Source organism: Vibrio sp. ED002 (assembly GCF_023277445.1).
Classification (GTDB): domain Bacteria; phylum Pseudomonadota; class Gammaproteobacteria; order Enterobacterales; family Vibrionaceae; genus Vibrio; species Vibrio jasicida.
On the sequence record NZ_CP080238.1, the window covers coordinates 2,761,910 to 2,778,239 of the forward strand.

General features: G+C 46.5%; 9 protein-coding genes, 3 tRNA genes and 4 rRNA genes. 14 read left to right on the forward strand and 2 right to left on the reverse strand.

From position 1 onward, the window contains the following. Positions 1-2: 2 nt before the first annotated feature. Positions 3-464: a chemotaxis protein CheX gene (locus ITG12_RS12845; RefSeq protein WP_005381269.1), complete on the reverse strand. Its 462-nt coding sequence runs from the start codon at positions 462-464 to the stop codon at positions 3-5. A gap of 9 nt (positions 465-473) precedes the next feature. Beyond that, positions 474-938: a zinc uptake transcriptional repressor Zur gene (gene zur, locus ITG12_RS12850; protein ID WP_038865518.1), complete on the reverse strand. Its 465-nt coding sequence runs from the start codon at positions 936-938 to the stop codon at positions 474-476. A gap of 284 nt (positions 939-1,222) precedes the next feature. Here zur and dusA point away from each other — a divergent pair, with 284 nt between their 5' ends. From dusA to ITG12_RS12920, 14 genes are all read left to right on the forward strand, one after another. Then, positions 1,223-2,203: a tRNA dihydrouridine(20/20a) synthase DusA gene (dusA, locus tag ITG12_RS12855; RefSeq protein WP_061036331.1), complete on the forward strand. Its 981-nt coding sequence runs from the start codon at positions 1,223-1,225 to the stop codon at positions 2,201-2,203. 163 nt (positions 2,204-2,366) lie between these two features. After that, a complete protein-coding gene (pspG, locus tag ITG12_RS12860; protein WP_005438463.1) occupies positions 2,367-2,582 on the forward strand; it encodes an envelope stress response protein PspG in 216 nt (71 codons plus the stop codon). A gap of 100 nt (positions 2,583-2,682) precedes the next feature. Next, the gene (locus ITG12_RS12865; protein WP_038865474.1) at positions 2,683-3,351 is read left to right on the forward strand and encodes a TIGR04219 family outer membrane beta-barrel protein; all 669 of its coding nucleotides are present in this window, start codon (positions 2,683-2,685) and stop codon (positions 3,349-3,351) included. A 151-nt stretch (positions 3,352-3,502) separates the two neighbouring features. After that, complete coding sequence (locus ITG12_RS12870; protein WP_038865472.1) at positions 3,503-3,733, forward strand: hypothetical protein; 231 nt, start codon at positions 3,503-3,505, stop codon at positions 3,731-3,733. Between the two features lie 116 nt (positions 3,734-3,849). After that, entirely contained in the window at positions 3,850-5,721 is a 1,872-nt protein-coding gene (locus ITG12_RS12875; RefSeq protein ID WP_038881669.1) for an assimilatory sulfite reductase (NADPH) flavoprotein subunit, read from the forward strand. Further along, complete coding sequence (cysI, locus tag ITG12_RS12880) at positions 5,721-7,457, forward strand: assimilatory sulfite reductase (NADPH) hemoprotein subunit (RefSeq protein WP_038881670.1); 1,737 nt, start codon at positions 5,721-5,723, stop codon at positions 7,455-7,457. Before ITG12_RS12875 ends, cysI begins: the two co-directional genes overlap by 1 nt. After that, a complete protein-coding gene (locus tag ITG12_RS12885) occupies positions 7,450-8,229 on the forward strand; it encodes a phosphoadenylyl-sulfate reductase (RefSeq protein ID WP_038865467.1) in 780 nt (259 codons plus the stop codon). The genes cysI and ITG12_RS12885 overlap by 8 nt, the downstream gene beginning before the upstream one ends. A 640-nt stretch (positions 8,230-8,869) precedes the next feature. Next, positions 8,870-10,415, forward strand: a 16S ribosomal RNA gene (locus ITG12_RS12890). Between the two features lie 123 nt (positions 10,416-10,538). Next, positions 10,539-10,614: transfer RNA gene (locus ITG12_RS12895), tRNA-Glu, on the forward strand. A 294-nt stretch (positions 10,615-10,908) separates the two neighbouring features. Beyond that, positions 10,909-13,796: ribosomal RNA gene (locus ITG12_RS12900) — 23S ribosomal RNA — on the forward strand. A gap of 163 nt (positions 13,797-13,959) precedes the next feature. After that, positions 13,960-14,075, forward strand: a 5S ribosomal RNA gene (rrf, locus tag ITG12_RS12905). Between the two features lie 367 nt (positions 14,076-14,442). Then, positions 14,443-15,992: ribosomal RNA gene (locus tag ITG12_RS12910) — 16S ribosomal RNA — on the forward strand. Together the 16S, 23S and 5S rRNA genes with 3 tRNA genes alongside form the textbook arrangement of a ribosomal RNA operon. A gap of 65 nt (positions 15,993-16,057) precedes the next feature. Beyond that, positions 16,058-16,134, forward strand: a tRNA-Ile gene (locus ITG12_RS12915). Positions 16,135-16,173: 39 nt separating this feature from the next. Beyond that, positions 16,174-16,249, forward strand: a tRNA-Ala gene (locus tag ITG12_RS12920). Positions 16,250-16,330: the final 81 nt, after the last annotated feature.

Sequence of the window (16,330 nt, forward strand, 5' to 3'; positions counted from 1 at the left end):
TATTATTCGAAGCAAATCTCGATGAAGGCATTTCCCCACTGTGAAGAGAAAGGCATGATGATGATTGAGCCTTCACACTTGTGGCGAATGGTATGGCCTCTACCTGATACCACAACTGGCGTTGCCATATCAAAGTCGAACCCACTTTCCGCTAGAATACGTTTCGCACCACCAGTCACCATGTTAGTGATCTCACCAACCATGTCAGTCACTTCCTCGTTCAGTCCGTTTGGACGTTCTCCAAGCATGTTTTGCATGATTTCTAGTGCTAACGCTTCATCAAAGGTAATCGACATTGAACCACGAGTTTGTGGGCCAACCATACCAATAAGACCAGAAACGTCACCTCGTGCGATCTCATCTTTCTTGATTCGCGGTTTTTGTGGCTTCAGTTCTAGCGAAGCCATAGTTTTTAGAACATTCATTAAAGAAGCTAAAAACGGGTTTACAAATTCAGCGCGCATAACGTTCTTCTATCTTTCTTCTTTCGTCTCCGAGGAACACGCCTGGCATTCGCCATGGGTTTCGATAACTTGATTCGTTAGCTTGAATCCATGTTTCTCGGCGTTATTGGCTAATAAGGATATCAGCGTCTCGTCTTCGAGTTCAACGACATCGCCACATTTATCGCAAATTAACAGTTGGAAAAAATGCTGTTGAGTATTGAACGAACAACAAGTAATAAAACTGTTCGTTGATTCCACTCGATGAATAAAGCCTTGTTCTAGAAGAAAATCTAATGCTCGATAAACAGTCGGTGGCTTAGCCTGAGGCTCACTCTCTTTCAGTTGCTCCAATAGCTCATACGCACTAGAGGCGCGGCGATTAGAACAAATTAGCTCAAAAACGCGTCGGCGCTGCGGCGTCAATCTTACTCCGCGCTCAGCGCAGATTTGTTCAATTTGTTCAAGGATTGTTGGGTCCAAATCTTTCACCATAACTATCGGACGTGCTTTATGATAAACCATTTCTATACGAAGTTCGTTTAGAAATACTGCATTTTACCTACTATCAGACCGAAAATCATGAACTAAAGCAAGTCGATGAAGAGTAGAGTGAGCAACGGATATCACAGAACGAGATACCAATGCCGAAATAGGGTGTTGGGGCGGCGATTCACAGCGCTCGCATCCATTGCACGGTGGGTATACAATACCCGACTTAATTTTTGGGGCGCAACGCCGCGCTCTACCTTGGCAACGTAAAAACGGGTGTTTATATCATGACTCATTCTTGCAGGCTCTCTGTAGCACCAATGTTGGATTGGACGGATCGTCATTGTCGCTACTTCCATCGCTTAATGACCAAAGAAACCCTGCTGTACACCGAAATGGTAACAACAGGTGCGATCATTCATGGAAAAGGAGATTTCCTAGCTTATAACGAAGAAGAGCACCCGTTAGCCCTTCAACTTGGCGGTTCAAACCCAGCTGATTTGGCAACGTGCGCTAAGTTAGCCCAAGAGCGTGGCTATGATGAGATTAACCTAAACGTGGGTTGCCCATCTGATCGTGTTCAAAATGGCCGTTTCGGCGCGTGCTTAATGGCCGAGCCACAGTTGGTCGCTGACTGTATCGCATCGATGAAAGATGTGGTTGATATTCCTGTTACGGTAAAGACGCGTATTGGCATTGACGACCAAGATTCTTATGAGTTTTTAACTGACTTCGTATCGATTGTGTCGGAGAAAGGTGGCTGTGAACAATTTACTATTCATGCGCGTAAAGCATGGTTAAGTGGTTTAAGCCCGAAAGAAAACCGTGAGATTCCACCGTTGGATTACCCACGCGCTTACCAGTTGAAGAAGGATTTCTCTCACCTGACTATCGCTGTGAACGGTGGCGTAAAGTCATTAGAAGAAGCGAAAGAGCATCTACAACATTTAGATGGTGTGATGATTGGTCGTGAAGCTTATCAAAGCCCCTACTTGCTAGCATCTGTTGACCAAGAATTGTTTGGTTCAACCGCACCAGTGAAGAAGCGCAGTGAGATCGTTGAAGAGATGTACCCATATATCGAAGCACAACTTGCAAAGGGTGCTTACATTGGCCATATCACTCGTCATATGTTGGGCTTATTTCAAAGTATGCCTGGTGCTCGTCAATGGCGTCGCCACATCAGTGAGAATGCACACAAGCCAGGTTCTGGTTTAGAGGTGTTGCAAGATGCACTGGCGAAGATTCCAAAAGAATTGAACGTGTAAATTTCACCAGTGGTTGGTGAAAATTACCAACTCACAAATAGAAAAGCCAGAGTGCAGAAATGTCTCTGGCTTTATTTTTACTTATAGATCATGGTTTTATTCTTGTTTTAATAAGTTGGTACAGAACCTGCTCTAGTAAAACTAAAACAAAGGAGAAGTGATTATGTTGGAGCTGATCTTTATTTTAGTATTTGCGGCAACTTTGCTCGTGACTGGTATTACGATGGTGACTGTATTTGCTGCGACTGGCATTGCATTGGTGGTGATGTTCTTATTGGGCATGGTTGGAGCTGTGCTAAAACTATTGCCCTGGTTAATTGTGATAGCACTTGGTATATGGTTTTTCAAAAACTTCGTTGCCCAGCCGCGCTATAAGTAACGGATTGTAGAGATTTAGTTGATAGAGGGCAGTGAGAGTATGATAATATTTCTCACATGCCCCTTAATGTTGAAATCAGCTATCTCGGAGTAAAAATTACATGACATATAAAGCGACCATCGCTTTAACGACACTATCGTTGGCAGCGTCTTATCCTTGTTTTGCAAATGAAGAAGCTTCTTCTTTTACTACCACTGTAGGTGCAGAAGTTTGGGTGGCAGATACTAAAGTTAATGAAGTAAGAAGAGATAGCAATACAACTGGTTCTTTCTATGCTGCGGTTGAGCACGACATAAAATACGTGCCAAATGCTCGCCTTCGTTATTCTAACGTTGATGCAGATTACATGGGTTTCGACAAATTAGATCTCACTCTTTACTACCAAATTCTTGAACATGACTTACTGCATTTCGATGCGGGTCTGACCTTTAGTAATTTGAGTGACACTAAGTATGTGGATGCGGGTACAAATGCCCGTACGGAAGAGTTTGATGAACTTATCTGGGCTTGGTATGGCTACGCAGAAATCACCGTACCTAATACCAACTTCGATGTGATTGGTGAGATGAACTTCGGCGATAGCAAAGGCATCAAGAGCACCGACCTAATGGCTGGTGTTCAGTACCGTATCCCTTTCCAGGAATCTGAATTGACCTTCCGTGGTGGCTACCGTGTGATTGACCTTGAGTCAGAAGAGTTCTTATCGAGCTTAGGTAAAGAGTTCATTTTTGCTGATGGCTTCTTTGTTGGTGCTCAATACTCTTTCTAAACATAATTAACTTATTCCTTTAAAACGTCGCCTTATAAGCGGCGTTTTTTTATATCACTTCATTATATTCAATCGAATTAATCGCCCAAGTTTTCAGACTTCGACCATGCTTATTTAGGAGCAATGTATAAAAGTTGGAGCAAGGATTGCGATGACAATAAATGAATTGAGACATCTATTTCGTGATAACCAGCTGGTAGAAGCCATTATCGAACCTTCAATACAAGAAGGAGGTTGGGTTGTTGAGTTTAGGCATGCCCGTGGTGGTTTTGTCTGTCTTACCGATACTCATGGGGAAGAATGTCTCTATGATGACCTCGATACGGCCTCTAAATCGGCCATGGCAGTCGGCTTTCAACAAGTTCGGATTGAAGATCGTTGACCCTAACTTTGATTTTCTTACTTCCAAAAAGTTATAAAACATTCACATCTATTCTTTCTTGTTATTAGGGAGAGTGGTTAATCTATCGTCACGCAATGAATAGGGATGTCGTGACAATGTCTTTTCAAAAGAATGAGTCTTACAAGAATGTGTCGGAAGAAAATAATGGGCAAGGTGGAAACCCACCAATCGCAAGCCCTCTGAATGACCAGCAATTTAGTTCACTCCAGCAAACTGTCTCTGAGTTATCTTCACAACAACTCGCTTGGGTCAGTGGTTATTTTTGGGGTTTAGCGCAAAACCAACCAAGTTCAGCAGCTGCAGGCCCAATAGCACAGGCTGCTGCTTCTGTCGCTGCAAAACCAGCAGGCAAGCTAAGCATCATTTTTGCTTCTCAAACCGGCAATGCGAAAGGTGTTGCTGAAGCACTAGAGCAAGAAGCCAAAGCAGAAGGCATTGTTGTAGAGCTATTTGATGCTAGTGATTACAAAGGCAAAAATCTTGCTAAAGAAACGCATGTAATCATCGTTGCGTCCACTAATGGAGAGGGTGAAGCGCCAGATAATGCCATTGAGCTGCATGAATTCCTTCAATCAAAGAAAGCGCCTAAGCTACCAAACCTGCAATATGCGGTGATCGCTCTTGGCGATTCTAGCTACGAATTTTTCTGCCAAACGGGTAAAGACTTCGATACTTACTTATCTAAGCTAGGTGCAACTGCCTTCATCGATCGCATTGATTGTGATGTGGATTACGAAGCGCCGGCCGCAGAGTGGCGTAAACAAGCGCTTGAGCAAGTAAAAGAAGCGCTTTCTTCTGGTAACGAAGCGGAAGTGGTTCAACTTCCTGTTGGTCAAGCCGCTCCTGGTCACTCTGCTTATAACAAGCAAAACCCATATACCGCAACGTTACTGACTAGCCAGAAAATCACGGGTCGTGATTCGGACAAAGATGTTCGCCACGTAGAGATTGACCTCGAAGACTCAGGTTTAACTTATCAAGCCGGCGATGCTTTAGGTGTGTGGTTCGATAATAGTTCAGAATTAGCCAATGCCATCTTAGCTAAGGCTGGTCTATCCGGTGTAGAAAGTGTAGAAGTGGATGGTGAAAGCCTTTCTATTCATAGTGCATTGGTTAGCAAATATGAAATCACCGCATCAAACCCTCAGTTTGTCACCAAATTTGCAGAGCTATCTGGTAGTAAGAAACTACAAAAGCTAGTGGAAGATAAAGACAAACTTCGTGAGTACGCAGCAAACACTCAAGTCGTAGATGTGCTTGCGGAGAAGAAGACCAAGCTAAGTGCAGAAGAGTTGGTTGGTTTACTTCGTCGATTGACACCTCGCCTATATTCTATCGCTTCAAGCCAAACCGAAGTTGATGAAGAGGTTCACCTAACCGTAGGATTAGTTGAATACGATAAAGGTGATGAGAAGCGCTATGGCGGCGCATCGAGTTTCCTCGCTCAACGTCTGGAAGAAGGTGGTGAAGTGAAAGTGTTTGTTGAGCACAACAATAACTTCAAACTGCCACAAGATGACAACACACCAATCATCATGGTTGGCCCTGGTACCGGTATTGCGCCTTTCCGTAGTTTTATTCAAGAGCGTGATAACCGTGACTCGGAAGGCAAGAACTGGTTGTTCTTTGGTGACCGTACCTTTACCCAAGATTTCCTTTACCAAGTGGAATGGCAGAAGTACCTCAAGTCAGGTTTGCTGACTCGCCTTGATGTTGCGTTTAGTCGTGACCAAGCAGAGAAGGTTTATGTTCAACATCGCATCCTAGAAAACGCTGAACAAGTGTGGCAATGGATTCAAGATGGTGCCTACATCTATGTATGTGGTGATGCCACTCGTATGGCAAAAGATGTTCACGATGCGCTGGTATTTGTAGCCGAGCAACAAGGCAAGCTATCTCGTGAAGAAGCCGAAGCATTTATCAACGATCTACGTAAAGCGAAACGTTACCAAAGGGATGTGTACTAATGAGCGCGAATGAACAATCAAACAGCCAAGAAGTATTAGGTGAGGTACTTGGTCCACTCTCGGATAACGAGCGCCTTAAAAGAGAAAGTAACTTACTACGTGGAACGATTGAACAAGATCTACAAGACCGCGTTACCGGTGGTTTTACTGCAGATAACTTCCAGTTGATTCGTTTCCACGGAATGTACCAGCAAGATGATCGCGATATCCGTAATGAGCGTGCTAAGCAAAAGTTGGAGCCGTTGCACAATGTCATGCTTCGTGCACGTATGCCGGGCGGCATCATTACGCCAAAGCAATGGCTAGCGATCGACAAGTTTGCAACTGAGCACTCTTTATATGGAAGTATTCGTCTTACGACTCGTCAAACGTTTCAGTTCCACGGCGTGCTAAAACCAAATATCAAGTTGATGCACCAAACGCTCAACAGCATTGGTATTGATTCGATTGCCACCGCGGGTGATGTTAACCGTAACGTGTTGTGTACCACTAATCCAGTGGAGTCGGAGCTACACCAAGAGGCTTACGAGTGGGCGAAGAAGATCAGTGAACATCTATTACCGAAGACACGCGCTTACGCAGAGATTTGGTTAGACGGTGAAAAAGTAGAAAGCACGGAAGAAGACGAACCGATTCTAGGTAAGAACTATCTACCACGTAAGTTTAAAACCACAGTGGTTATCCCACCGCAAAATGACGTAGACGTACACGCTAACGATCTTAACTTCGTAGCGATTGCAGATAGCGGCAAGCTGGTTGGTTTTAACGTGCTCGTTGGTGGTGGTCTCGCGATGACGCATGGCGATACATCAACTTATCCACGCAGAGCGGATGACTTTGGTTTTATCCCATTAGAGAAAACGCTTGATGTTGCGGCTGCTGTAGTAACGACGCAACGTGATTGGGGTAACCGTTCGAACCGTAAGAATGCAAAAACGAAGTACACATTAGATCGTGTCGGAAGTGATGTCTTTAAAGCAGAAGTAGAAAAGCGTGCTGGTGTTAAGTTTGAGCAAAGTCGCCCTTACGAATTAACAGAACGTGGTGACCGTATTGGTTGGGTTGAAGGGATCGATGGTAAGCATCACCTAGCACTCTTCATCGAAAACGGTCGTCTGTTGGATTTCCCGGGTAAACCACTTAAGACAGGTGTTGCTGAAATTGCCAAAATCCACAAAGGCGATTTCCGTATGACGGCAAACCAAAATTTGATTGTTGCTGGTGTACCAAAAAGCCAAAAATCGAAGATCGAGAAGATTGCTCGTGAACATGGCTTAATGAATGATGGTGTGAGTGAGCAGCGTAAGAACTCGATGGCGTGTGTCGCATTTCCTACTTGTCCGCTCGCGATGGCTGAGGCTGAACGATATCTTCCTCAGTTTGTTACTGATGTTGAAGATATTCTAGAAAAGCATGGTCTATCGGAAGAAGACAATATCATTCTTCGTGTAACAGGGTGTCCAAATGGCTGTGGCCGAGCAATGTTGGCAGAAATCGGCTTAGTTGGTAAAGCTCCGGGTCGATACAACTTACACCTAGGTGGTAACCGCGGCGGTACTCGAGTACCGAAGATGTATAAAGAGAACATTACGGATAAGCAAATCTTAGAAGAGATTGATCAGCTGGTGGCTCGTTGGGCTGCCGAACGTGAAGAAGGCGAAGCATTTGGCGATTTCACGATTCGAGCTGGCATTATCCAAGAAGTGTTTATATCAAAGAGGGATTTCCATGCTTGATTCTGTAGCGTCCAACCCGGAGCTAGCAGAGTTACTGACATTAACTAAGACGGAGCAAATCCTCCGTCTTGCTCAAATCAATGTCGAGCTCGAACAGCTTTCGGCACAAGAGAGAGTAAAGTGGGCATTGGAGAATTTGGAAGGGGAGTTCGCAGTCTCATCCAGTTTCGGTATCCAAGCAGCAGTGATGCTCCATCTTGTGACACAACAAAAGCCGGACATTCCAATCATCCTAACGGACACCGGATATCTATTTGCGGAGACTTATCAATTTATTGACCAGTTGAAAGCGCAACTGAGCCTCAACCTTAAAGTATACCGAGCAAAAGAAAGCGCCCATTGGCAAGAAGCACGTTACGGAAAACTTTGGGAACAAGGTATAGAGGGAATTGAAAAGTACAACAAGATAAACAAAGTAGAACCAATGCGACGGGCTCTGCGTGAGCAAAATGTCGGTACTTGGTTTTCAGGATTGCGTCGAGAGCAAAGCCAATCTCGTGCAGGTCTACCAATCTTGTCGATTCAAAATGGTGTATTTAAATTCTTACCAGTGATCGACTGGACGAATAAAGATGTGCATTACTACCTAGAAGAACATGGTTTAAGTTATCACCCTCTATGGGACCAAGGATATCTTTCGGTAGGTGATACTCATACAACAAGGAAGTGGGAACCAGGCATGTCAGAAGAAGAAACCCGCTTCTTCGGTTTAAAACGAGAGTGTGGTCTTCATGAAGATGAGGGCGCAGAACAAGATGGTTCTGGCATCTAGTCATTTAGACGCCGAAACACACGTATCGGCTAAATAAAGAAAGCTGCTGTAAAGCAGCTTTCTTTATTTACAGTAAGTAAAAATGGGCAAAAAAGTATAACTCTGTGGATAAGTTGTTTAACTCTTTGGGGTAAAGTTGGATAAATAAGCCTTTGAATGAAAAGTCGACGTTTAACCATTATTTTTGCAATTTTTGCAAAATAACACTTGCCAACGTGAGCGCGATCTCTATAATGCCACCTCATCGACAGGGCAAGCGCTCACAAGGGTTCAAGCAACGTCGATAAGGTCAGAAAAAAAAGCGAAATAATTTGAAAAAGTGTTTGACACAAAAAATTATCTCGCTAGAATGGCCGCCTCTTCCGAAGTGATGTGAGTCACAAAGAAGAATCGCTCTTTAAAAATATAGACCTATCAATCTGTGTGGGCACTCGTTGATGATAATCCAATTAGAAATTTCTCTTAATAAAGAGCAGTTTCAAATTAGGTTTCAATGAACTGAGTGACCAATCAAGTCTTCGGACTTGGCACAGTCAATTCATTATCATTCTGTTGGAATGATAATAGCTTTAAAATTACTTCTTACTTTCGAGTAAGGATGAGTTTTGAAGTCAGTATTCGTTGAGCCGAACAAAATCTTAAATTGAAGAGTTTGATCATGGCTCAGATTGAACGCTGGCGGCAGGCCTAACACATGCAAGTCGAGCGGAAACGACTTAACTGAACCTTCGGGGAACGTTAAGGGCGTCGAGCGGCGGACGGGTGAGTAATGCCTAGGAAATTGCCCTGATGTGGGGGATAACCATTGGAAACGATGGCTAATACCGCATGATGCCTACGAGTCAAAGAGGGGACCTTCAGGTACTCTCGCGTCAGGATATGCCTAGGTGGGATTAGCTAGTTGGTGAGGTAATGGCTCACCAAGGCGACGATCCCTAGCTGGTCTGAGAGGATGATCAGCCACACTGGAACTGAGACACGGTCCAGACTCCTACGGGAGGCAGCAGTGGGGAATATTGCACAATGGGCGCAAGCCTGATGCAGCCATGCCGCGTGTGTGAAGAAGGCCTTCGGGTTGTAAAGCACTTTCAGTCGTGAGGAAGGTAGTGTAGTTAATAGCTGCATTACTTGACGTTAGCGACAGAAGAAGCACCGGCTAACTCCGTGCCAGCAGCCGCGGTAATACGGAGGGTGCGAGCGTTAATCGGAATTACTGGGCGTAAAGCGCATGCAGGTGGTTTGTTAAGTCAGATGTGAAAGCCCGGGGCTCAACCTCGGAATAGCATTTGAAACTGGCAGACTAGAGTACTGTAGAGGGGGTAGAATTTCAGGTGTAGCGGTGAAATGCGTAGAGATCTGAAGGAATACCGGTGGCGAAGGCGGCTCTGGACAGATACTGACACTCAGATGCGAAAGCGTGGGGAGCAAACAGGATTAGATACCCTGGTAGTCCACGCCGTAAACGATGTCTACTTGGAGGTTGTGGCCTTGAGCCGTGGCTTTCGGAGCTAACGCGTTAAGTAGACCGCCTGGGGAGTACGGTCGCAAGATTAAAACTCAAATGAATTGACGAGAGCGCACAAGCGGTGGAGCATGTGGTTTAATTCGATGCAACGCGAAGAACCTTACCTACTCTTGACATCCAGAGAACTTTCCAGAGATGGATTGGTGCCTTCGGGAACTCTGAGACAGGTGCTGCATGGCTGTCGTCAGCTCGTGTTGTGAAATGTTGGGTTAAGTCCCGCAACGAGCGCAACCCTTATCCTTGTTTGCCAGCGAGTAATGTCGGGAACTCCAGGGAGACTGCCGGTGATAAACCGGAGGAAGGTGGGGACGACGTCAAGTCATCATAGCCTTACGAGTAGGGCTACACACGTGCTACAATGGCGCATACAGAGGGCAGCAAGCTAGCGATAGTGAGCGAATCCCAAAAAGTGCGTCGTAGTCCGGATTGAGTCTGCAACTCGACTCCATGAAGTCGGAATCGCTAGTAATCGTGGATCAGAATGCCACGGTGAATACGTTCCCGGGCCTTGTACACACCGCCCGTCACACCATGGGAGTGGGCTGCAAAAGAAGTAGGTAGTTTAACCTTCGGGAGGACGCTTACCACTTTGTGGTTCATGACTGGGGTGAAGTCGTAACAAGGTAGCGCTAGGGGAACCTGGCGCTGGATCACCTCCTTATACGATGATTATTCACGATGAGTGTCCACACAGATTGATACGGTTTATAAGTAAAAGAGACGAAGATATCTCAATATCTTCGAAGTTTGGTTCTGCTTTTTAAAAGTGGAAACAAATAGCAGTGTCCCGTTCGTCTAGAGGCCTAGGACACCGCCCTTTCACGGCGGTAACAGGGGTTCGACTCCCCTACGGGATACCATCTTTAAACGTTCTCTCTTGAGAGTTTTTAAAAATGGTTACTTCATAAGAAGTGATTAGCTCTTTAACAATTTGGAAAGCTGACAAAGTAATCTTTAAGATTACTTGTAAAGTTCTCAATGTTTGTCTTTAAGACAAACACCAAAAAACACATTCAAGTGTTCTTGGGAATATCACTTTTACAGTGATTATTCGAAATTGAGTCCGGCAAAATCGAAATGTCTCTCGCTCATTCAAATAATGAGAGACAACTTTGGTGATTTGAACATCAACTCGAAACTCCTTCGGGTTGTATGGTTAAGTGACTAAGCGTACACGGTGGATGCCTTGGCAGTCAGAGGCGATGAAGGACGTATTAACTTGCGATAAGCCCAGATTAGGTAGTAAAAACCACTTGAGTCTGGGATTTCCGAATGGGGAAACCCACTAGCATAAGCTAGTATCGCTGCGTGAATACATAGCGCAGCGAGGCGAACCGGGGAACTGAAACATCTAAGTACCCCGAGGAAAGAAATCAACCGAGATTCCGAAAGTAGCGGCGAGCGAAATTGGACTAGCCCCTAAGCTTTATATGCGTTAGACGAACGGTCTGGAAAGTCCGGCAATAAAGGGTGATAGCCCCGTAGTTGACAACGCACATTCAGTGAAATCGAGTAGGGCGGGACACGTGATATCCTGTCTGAATATGGAAATGCATCCTCCAAGGCTAAATACTACTGACTGACCGATAGTGAACCAGTACCGTGAGGGAAAGGCGAAAAGAACCCCTGTGAGGGGAGTGAAATAGAACCTGAAACCGTGTACGTACAAGCAGTAGGAGCACCTTCGTGGTGTGACTGCGTACCTTTTGTATAATGGGTCAGCGACTTATATTCAGTGGCAAGGTTAACCATCTAGGGGAGCCGTAGCGAAAGCGAGTGTTAACTGCGCGACTTAGTCGCTGGATATAGACCCGAAACCAGGTGATCTAGCCATGGGCAGGTTGAAGATTGAGTAACATCAATTGGAGGATCGAACCGACTAATGTTGAAAAATTAGCGGATGACTTGTGGCTAGGGGTGAAAGGCCAATCAAACCTGGAGATAGCTGGTTCTCCCCGAAAGCTATTTAGGTAGCGCCTCGGACGAATACTACTGGGGGTAGAGCACTGTTAAGGCTAGGGGGTCATCCCGACTTACCAACCCTTTGCAAACTCCGAATACCAGTAAGTACTATCCGGGAGACACACGGCGGGTGCTAACGTCCGTCGTGGAGAGGGAAACAACCCAGACCGCCAGCTAAGATTCCAAATTATTACTAAGTGGGAAACGATGTGGGAAGGCTCAGACAGCCAGGATGTTGGCTTAGAAGCAGCCATCATTTAAAGAAAGCGTAATAGCTCACTGGTCGAGTCGGCCTGCGCGGAAGATGTAACGGGGCTAAGTAATAAACCGAAGCTGCGGCAATGAAGTTTTACTTCATTGGGTAGGGGAGCGTTCTGTAAGCCGTTGAAGGTGTGTTGTAAAGCATGCTGGAGGTATCAGAAGTGCGAATGCTGACATGAGTAACGATAAAGGGGTGAAAAACCTCCTCGCCGGAAGACCAAGGGTTCCTGTCCAACGTTAATCGGGGCAGGGTAAGTCGACCCCTAAGGCGAGGCCGAAAGGCGTAGTCGATGGGAAACGGGTTAATATTCCCGTACTTCTTACAATTGCGATGGGGGGACGGAGAAGGCTAGGTGGGCCTGGCGACGGTTGTCCAGGTTCAAGTGCGTAGGCTGAAGAGTTAGGTAAATCCGGCTCTTCTTAAGGCTGAGACACGACGTCGAGCTACTACGGTAGTGAAGTCATTGATGCCATGCTTCCAGGAAAAGCCTCTAAGCTTCAGATTGTAAGGAATCGTACCCCAAACCGACACAGGTGGTCGGGTAGAGAATACCAAGGCGCTTGAGAGAACTCGGGTGAAGGAACTAGGCAAAATGGTACCGTAACTTCGGGAGAAGGTACGCTCTTGATGGTGAAGTCCCTTGCGGATGGAGCTGACGAGAGTCGCAGATACCAGGTGGCTGCAACTGTTTATTAAAAACACAGCACTGTGCAAAATCGTAAGATGACGTATACGGTGTGACGCCTGCCCGGTGCCGGAAGGTTAATTGATGGGGTTAGACTTCGGTCGAAGCTCTTGATCGAAGCCCCGGTAAACGGCGGCCGTAACTATAACGGTCCTAAGGTAGCGAAATTCCTTGTCGGGTAAGTTCCGACCTGCACGAATGGCGTAATGATGGCCACGCTGTCTCCACCCGAGACTCAGTGAAATTGAAATCGCTGTGAAGATGCAGTGTACCCGCGGCTAGACGGAAAGACCCCGTGAACCTTTACTACAGCTTGGCACTGAACATTGACCCTACATGTGTAGGATAGGTGGGAGGCTTTGAAGCGCAGTCGCTAGATTGCGTGGAGCCGTCCTTGAAATACCACCCTTGTAGTGTTGATGTTCTAACGTCGACCCCTTATCGGGGTTGCGGACAGTGCCTGGTGGGTAGTTTGACTGGGGCGGTCTCCTCCCAAAGAGTAACGGAGGAGCACGAAGGTGGGCTAATCACGGTTGGACATCGTGAGGTTAGTGCAATGGCATAAGCCCGCTTGACTGCGAGAATGACAATTCGAGCAGGTGCGAAAGCAGGTCATAGTGATCCGGTGGTTCTGTATGGAAGAGTAATCGCTCAACGGATAAAAGGTACTCCGGGGATAACAGGCTGATACCGCCCAAGAGTTCATATCGACGGCGGTGTTTGGCACCTCGATGTCGGCTCATCACATCCTGGGGCTGAAGTCGGTCCCAAGGGTATGGCTGTTCGCCATTTAAAGTGGTACGCGAGCTGGGTTTAGAACGTCGTGAGACAGTTCGATTCCTATCTGCCGTGGGCGTTGGAAGATTGAAGGGGGCTGCTCCTAGTACGAGAGGATAGGAGTGGACGAACCTCTGGTGTTCGGGTTGTGTCGCCAGACGCATTGCCCGGTAGCTAAGTTCGGAATCGATAACCGCTGAAAGCATCTAAGCGGGAAGCGAGCCCTGAGATGAGTCTTCCCTGATACTTTAAGTATCCTAAAGGGTTGTTCGAGACTAGAACGTTGATAGGCAGGGTGTGTAAGCGTTGTGAGGCGTTGAGCTAACCTGTACTAATTGCCCGTGAGGCTTAACCATACAACACCCAAGGGGTTTTGATGGACTCAATGCAAGAACGATTGAATGTGTATAAATAGAACTTAAAATCAGTTTTCCGAATTATTCGATTTGCAAGCAAATCTCACCCTAAAGTACGTACTAAAGTGCGTTTGAATTTGCAAGCAAATTGATAAAGAATTTGCTTGGCGACCATAGCGATTTGGATCACCTGACTTCCATTCCGAACTCAGAAGTGAAACGAATTAGCGTCGATGGTAGTGTGGGGTTTCCCCATGTGAGAGTAGAACATCGCCAGGCTTTAATTTGCACTTGCTTATTTAATAAGCAAGTCACCATAAAGTTCTAAATTATTTTAGAGTTTTATGTTGACTTTCAAAGTGAAAGGCGTATTATACTCACCTCGCTTAAGTGCTAAGGCACTGAAAGCCAAGCTCTTTAACAATATAGACCTATCAATCTGTGTGGGCACTCGTTGATGATAATCCAATTAGAAACTTCGGTTTCAAATTAGGTTTCAATGAACTGAGTGACCAATCAAGTCTTCGGACTTGGCACAGTCAATTCATTATCATTCTGTTGGAATGATAATAGCTTTAAAATTACTTCTTACTTTCGAGTAAGGATGAGTTTTGAAGTCAGTATTCGTTGAGCCGAACAAAATCTTAAATTGAAGAGTTTGATCATGGCTCAGATTGAACGCTGGCGGCAGGCCTAACACATGCAAGTCGAGCGGAAACGAGTTATCTGAACCTTCGGGGAACGATAACGGCGTCGAGCGGCGGACGGGTGAGTAATGCCTAGGAAATTGCCCTGATGTGGGGGATAACCATTGGAAACGATGGCTAATACCGCATGATGCCTACGGGCCAAAGAGGGGGACCTTCGGGCCTCTCGCGTCAGGATATGCCTAGGTGGGATTAGCTAGTTGGTGAGGTAATGGCTCACCAAGGCGACGATCCCTAGCTGGTCTGAGAGGATGATCAGCCACACTGGAACTGAGACACGGTCCAGACTCCTACGGGAGGCAGCAGTGGGGAATATTGCACAATGGGCGCAAGCCTGATGCAGCCATGCCGCGTGTGTGAAGAAGGCCTTCGGGTTGTAAAGCACTTTCAGTCGTGAGGAAGGTGGTGTAGTTAATAGCTGCATTACTTGACGTTAGCGACAGAAGAAGCACCGGCTAACTCCGTGCCAGCAGCCGCGGTAATACGGAGGGTGCGAGCGTTAATCGGAATTACTGGGCGTAAAGCGCATGCAGGTGGTTTGTTAAGTCAGATGTGAAAGCCCGGGGCTCAACCTCGGAATAGCATTTGAAACTGGCAGACTAGAGTACTGTAGAGGGGGTAGAATTTCAGGTGTAGCGGTGAAATGCGTAGAGATCTGAAGGAATACCGGTGGCGAAGGCGGCTCTGGACAGATACTGACACTCAGATGCGAAAGCGTGGGGAGCAAACAGGATTAGATACCCTGGTAGTCCACGCCGTAAACGATGTCTACTTGGAGGTTGTGGCCTTGAGCCGTGGCTTTCGGAGCTAACGCGTTAAGTAGACCGCCTGGGGAGTACGGTCGCAAGATTAAAACTCAAATGAATTGACGGGGGCCCGCACAAGCGGTGGAGCATGTGGTTTAATTCGATGCAACGCGAAGAACCTTACCTACTCTTGACATCCAGAGAACTTTCCAGAGATGGATTGGTGCCTTCGGGAACTCTGAGACAGGTGCTGCATGGCTGTCGTCAGCTCGTGTTGTGAAATGTTGGGTTAAGTCCCGCAACGAGCGCAACCCTTATCCTTGTTTGCCAGCGAGTAATGTCGGGAACTCCAGGGAGACTGCCGGTGATAAACCGGAGGAAGGTGGGGACGACGTCAAGTCATCATGGCCCTTACGAGTAGGGCTACACACGTGCTACAATGGCGCATACAGAGGGCAGCAAGCTAGCGATAGTGAGCGAATCCCAAAAAGTGCGTCGTAGTCCGGATTGGAGTCTGCAACTCGACTCCATGAAGTCGGAATCGCTAGTAATCGTGGATCAGAATGCCACGGTGAATACGTTCCCGGGCCTTGTACACACCGCCCGTCACACCATGGGAGTGGGCTGCAAAAGAAGTAGGTAGTTTAACCTTCGGGAGGACGCTTACCACTTTGTGGTTCATGACTGGGGTGAAGTCGTAACAAGGTAGCGCTAGGGGAACCTGGCGCTGGATCACCTCCTTATACGATGATTACTCACGATGAGTGTCCACACAGATTGATACGGTTTATAAGTAAGAGACGATACTGGGTCTGTAGCTCAGGTGGTTAGAGCGTTCGCCTGATAAGCGAGAGGTCGGTGGTTCGAGTCCACTCAGACCCACCAATTTCTTTTGACATTGGTATGCAGTATCGACACCTTGATGGGGCTATAGCTCAGCTGGGAGAGCGCCTGCCTTGCACGCAGGAGGTCTGCGGTTCGATCCCGCATAGCTCCACCATCTTTAAGTGTTCTTGAAAAAGAATCTTTAAAAATGGTTTTCATCAGAAAATCTAGCTCTTTAACAATTTGGAAAGCTGAC